Below are 4861 nucleotides of genomic sequence, written 5' to 3'. Positions count from 1 at the left end.
CATCGAAGACGATTTGGCCCTGGTGTATCGGGAGATGTTTGATCGCGAGGTCGTGCGGTTGTGCTGTGGTGGTGTCGGTGGGCTTGGCAGCGCTGGCGGGAGTGGCCACAGCTGTTGAAGCAGGCGTTGTTGCGCTGAGTTTTTGGAAGTTGAATGCGCCGGTTTTATCGCGGGAGAGTTTCACGTCCGGCTGCGTCAACCGTACTTCATCCAGTCGATACACATTGCGCAGCGGCTCAAGATTCGCCGCATTCACATGCAACGTTTGCGCGGCAAACAATGGCGCGTCCTGCTTGTCTGTCACGGCCAGATCCGCGAGATCCACTGTCCCTTTGATGCGAACCACGGGCGCGTCGGCGCTGAGCTCGAAGCTCACATCGAGATTCGTCGACAAGCGTCCGCTCTTCACCGCGACCGGCAGCGAAGCGGGTGCATACGACGCCAATTGCGGCACGTCGAGGCCATCGAGTTGCAGTGCGATCTCCGACTCCCGCGACTCTGAGAACGGCTTTGTGCGCCCGCGGATGGACAGCGGCGAACCATCGATACGCGCCTGCAGCGAAGGCGTGACGAACAATTCAGTGGTCGACGCGAGATTCGCGATAAACGGAATCCCGATCGACCAGCGATCGATTATGTGGTGCGTTTTAAGCAGGCGGTCGTCGAAATCGATTCGGCCATTTTCGACCCGAATATTCGATACCGAGAATCGTGCCGGTTTGCTGGACGGATTGGCGGAAGGCTTCGAGAACTTTTCGACGAGATCGGAGAAATTGAAGCGTTGCGCGTCGAGGCGCACGATATGAAAGCGCGGTGAATCGATTTTAAGTTCGTTGATAATCGGCGCGAGACGAAACAGCGACGACCATGAAGGGCGCACGATCAGGCGTTCTATATCGACGAAATCGCCGCTTTTTGTGTTTGCACCCAGGTTGGCGGGTGCTTCGCCAATATGCACGCGGTCAGCTTCGAAACTCAGCGTATAAGGATTAAGCGCGATTCGTTCGATGCCGGTTGGGCGACCGAGTTGGGCTGAGAGTTGTTGTTCCGCGATATGTCGAATGAGTGGCGGGGCGGCGAAAAAGCCGAGCAGGCCAATGACGATGACAGCGAGCAGGAGCCCGATCACAATGCGCCGGGTGCGCCGGGCTTGGGCTACCGCGTTTGCACCTTTGAGCAGGCTACGCCCGGCGGATGTCAGGGAAGTCTTGTTCAGGCTTGCCATGCGTGCCTCGTAGCGCGGCTGCGCACGCGGGCACGAGCCACGCGCAGCCTTGGGAAACAGGAGGCCTGAGTATACGACGCTGCGCTGGCAAATTGAACCCCAAGGGAGTTCGTTCAGCACGCCGGCAAGGTCCTCCTGAAAAAACGAAAAACCTGAAAAATTATTGCCGCTCGATTGCCGGAGGCGCCCACGTCCCATTCGACGCTTCAGGCTTCGGCGCATAAAGCCGGAACACCAACTGAAAATCACCATCCGGCGCCGGCAACCAATTCGACGCACGCGCCTTCGCAGGCGCCGCAGCCGACACGGCAATATCGACGGAACCATCGCGATTCTTTTTCAGCCGGTCCCGGTCATTCAGCGAGAGCCGCGGCACCTTGTCGTCGATCAACGCACCGTCCTTCGTGTACGCCGTCAATGTCCAGAAGCCACGGACCGGCGGCAACTGGTTCGGCCCGAAGTGCAACACGTACTCATTTGCACCGTTCAGCGCGTGACCGTCGCTGTCGGAATACGCCACCGGCTTCACCTCGTCATCCTTCGTGCCCGTGCCCGGCTGACGCCGCGCCAGGAACGCGCGCAACGTGTAGTCGGTGTCGTAACTACCCGCGCCATCGCCGAACCACACCCAGCCGTTACGGCTGATCGCATTCGACGGCACCGTGTCCACCCGCGTACGGCCATCGGCGAGACCAGTCGCCAGCAAACCGGCATCCGCGGGACGGAACTGCACCGGCTCTCCCGCCTTCACGCCAAGATCGCCCAGCAAACTAACGGCATGCGGATCATTCGGCGCCGGCGGGTTGTCCTGCATCGCCTTCGCCAGACGCGTGAAAAAGGCAGTGGCATCGAGCGAATCGGCTTTGTCACCACCGCCGCCCGTGACCACCGTCGGCGTGCTTGCCGTCACGTTCGGCCACGCACTGCCGGCTGTCGCGGCACTGGTTTTATCGGCGGAAGGCGCCTCGATGCTCATCGCCGTCTGCAGTTTGCGGGCTTCACGCACGTCGCGCTGGCCGTTCACGCGCACTCGAATCGAAAGCCACACATAGCGCGTAGGCGTTTCAACCCGCGTGACGCCGTCAGGCAACGTTCCCGTATAACCCGCCGGGACAAACGCAATCGTATTGGCCTGTTGCGCCGCCTGCCGGGCCGCGCGCGCCGCCTTCCCACTCAGCTTTTTCACCGGCACTGCCTGATCCGCGCCGTGTGTGATGCTGGAGTAGATCACGTTGGTCCAGGCGTCGAAGGCGCGAGCGTCGTAATAGCGGCCGCGGGGTGCATTGGGAAGCGAGACCAGCACCGGTCCGCTGGAGACATCCAGCCACGCGGTCGATTCCAGCGTGTCCACGCTAGGCCGCCCCGACGCGCCCACCGGCGGCAACGCCGTGGCATGCCGCAGCGTATTCACGGGCGCCTGGCCGGGCCGCGACGCATCGCCGCCCGTGGCTTTCTCCCGTGCAAGATCCGACACCACAAGCGGATATCCAAATACATAAGCATCCGCCACCTGATCCTTACGCCAGCCATCTCCGCTGGTCACAACGGGCGCCTGCGTCGCGCACCCGCCAAGTACTGCCAAACTGCTCAAACCAGCGGCCACCCAGAGCGCCGTGTACAACGAAACTGCCCAGCGTCGATTATTTTTCATTCGATTTAAGGATCTGTTTAAGGCTTTCCACTTCGTTCGTCGAGTGCGCGGGCCGGTCCTCGTCTTCCGGTCTTCTGCCAATCCGCGCCGCGGCGCTTGATCTATCTTGAAAACGGTTTTTATCTTATCCAATGACGATAGGCAAGGAGCGCGTAACGCTCCTTGAACATACTCGCCGGGGTTTCAGAAAAATCCGGACCGGCAGGAGCATCGCGTAACATGATTTTTTTCGATTTTTTTTGCTAGTTCTTTTAATCCGTCCACGAGCCGCCGATGTACTTGCCCGCCTGCTTCGAAGAAAAACGCCCCGAGGTTTTACATCGCCTAATAGCTGACAATCCGCTTGGAGCCCTTGTCACGCATGGCTCGAACGGTCTCGACGCGAACCACGTGCCTTTTGAGTTCGACGCGAGCCAGCGTGAGCACGGCATTTTGCGCGCTCATGTGGCGCGGGCAAATCCAATTTGTAAGGAGATTGAGAGCGGCTCTGACGCGCTGGTTATTTTCCAGGGCGCGTCCGGTTATATATCGCCAACTTTTTATCCGGGCAAACAGGAAACCCATCGGCAAGTGCCGACTTATAACTATCTGGTCGTGCACGCGCACGGCCGGATCGCGATCCGCGACGACGAGACTTTTGTGCGCGGCGTGGTCGCGCGTCTCACGCGGAAAATGGAAGCCGGCGAAGCGGTGCCGTGGAAAATGGGCGATGCACCAGCGGATTTCATCCAGACGATGCTGCAAGCCATTGTCGGAATTGAAATCGAGGTCACGCGGCTTGTTGGCAAGGCGAAGCTGAGTCAGGACGAAACGGCGGCCGACCGGATGGGTGCAATCGATGGCGTGCGTCAGCGCCAAACCGACGCCGCGATAGCGCTCGCCAACGCGATGTTAAGCCCGCCTCCTCCTCTTGAAAATACACCTTGACCTTCCAATCATTGGAATGTCGATACTGGTTACATCGGGCTGAATTGAATGGCTCGCACTTAACCGGGAAGCCTTGTCATGTCCGCACCGTCTGTTTTAGCTGCTAATCCTGCTGCTGCCGCTGTTGCGTCCGCTACCGCCGAACTCGCTATTGGCGGGATGACGTGCGCGTCGTGCGTGCGGCGCGTCGAAAAGGCGTTGGCGAAAGTGCCGGGCGTGGGACAAGTGTCGGTCAACCTGGCGACCGAAAAAGCGACCGTCCACGCCGAAGCGTCCGTGTCGCGCGACCAGCTTGTCGCCGCCGTGACCAAGGCCGGCTACGAAGCGACGTTCATCGAACCGGAAGCCGTGCCTGTCGCCGCGCCCGCTCACACAGGTGAGCTCGTAGCAGTGATCGTATCCGCGCTGCTGACCCTGCCGCTGGTTCTGCCCATGCTCGGGCTGGATCTGCATCTTGGCGTCTGGGTGTCGCTGGCGCTCGCGAGCATCGTGCAATTCGTGCTTGGCGCGCGCTTTTATGTCGGCGGCTTCAAGGCGGCACGTTCGGGCGAAGGCAACATGGACTTGCTCGTGGCGCTCGGAACCTCGGCTGCGTGGGGCTTGAGCGTGTATGAACTGTTCGCCCATCCCGGCCAGTCTGCCCACCTCTATTTTGAGGCGGCGGCAGTGGTGATCACCCTCGTGCGCTTCGGCAAATGGCTCGAAGCCCGCGCCAAGCGGCAAACCACCGACGCGATTCGCGCGCTCGACGCGTTGCGCCCGGAGCGTGCGCGGATTCGCGATGCGGCGACCGGGACCGAACGCGACGTCGCGCTGGCAGATGTGCGCAACGGGGATATGGCAATCGTTCGGCCGGGTGAACGGCTGCCGGTCGACGGCCTGATTCGCGAAGGCCGCACGCACGTGGATGAATCGCTGATTACCGGCGAGAGCCTGCCCGTGGCGAAGGAAATCGGGGCACGCGTGACGGCGGGGTCGATCAACGCCGAAGGGGTCATCGCCGTGGAAACAACCGCGACCGGCGCCGAGACCACGCTGGCCCGGATCATCCGGCTGGT

Annotated in this window: 4 protein-coding genes; 2 read left to right on the top strand and 2 right to left on the bottom strand. The window is 61.0% G+C overall.

Features of this window, described 5'->3' with window-relative positions; all coding sequences use genetic code 11:
• Both JWR14_RS26805 and JWR14_RS26800 read right to left on the bottom strand, forming a co-directional pair.
• A partial coding sequence (locus tag JWR14_RS26805; RefSeq protein WP_299714662.1) for a DUF748 domain-containing protein occupies positions 1-1225 on the bottom strand: 1225 nt, incomplete at its 3' end.
• 160 nt (positions 1226-1385) lie between these two features.
• A complete protein-coding gene (locus JWR14_RS26800) occupies positions 1386-2876 on the bottom strand; it encodes a DUF1214 domain-containing protein (RefSeq protein ID WP_299714659.1) in 1491 nt (496 codons plus the stop codon).
• A gap of 273 nt (positions 2877-3149) precedes the next feature.
• On the opposite strand from JWR14_RS26800, the gene JWR14_RS26795 reads away from it, so the two are divergent.
• Entirely contained in the window at positions 3150-3803 is a 654-nt protein-coding gene (locus JWR14_RS26795; protein WP_299714656.1) for an FMN-binding negative transcriptional regulator, read from the top strand.
• 78 nt (positions 3804-3881) lie between these two features.
• Positions 3882-4861, top strand: a 980-nt coding sequence (locus JWR14_RS26790; RefSeq protein ID WP_366144603.1) for a cation transporter, incomplete at its 3' end; no start/stop codon positions are given.

Origin of the sequence: Caballeronia sp., from assembly GCF_028292365.1 — a bacterium.
GTDB lineage: Bacteria > Pseudomonadota > Gammaproteobacteria > Burkholderiales > Burkholderiaceae > Caballeronia.
This window is presented reverse-complemented; position numbering and strand designations above follow the sequence as displayed.

Excerpts from the sequence above, each read along its gene's own strand:
- JWR14_RS26795 (WP_299714656.1), top strand. The coding sequence starts at position 3,150 with ATGTACTTGCCCGCCTGCTTCGAAGAAAAACGCCCCGAGGTTTTACAT.
- JWR14_RS26800 (WP_299714659.1), bottom strand. The coding sequence starts at position 2,876 with ATGAAAAATAATCGACGCTGGGCAGTTTCGTTGTACACGGCGCTCTGG.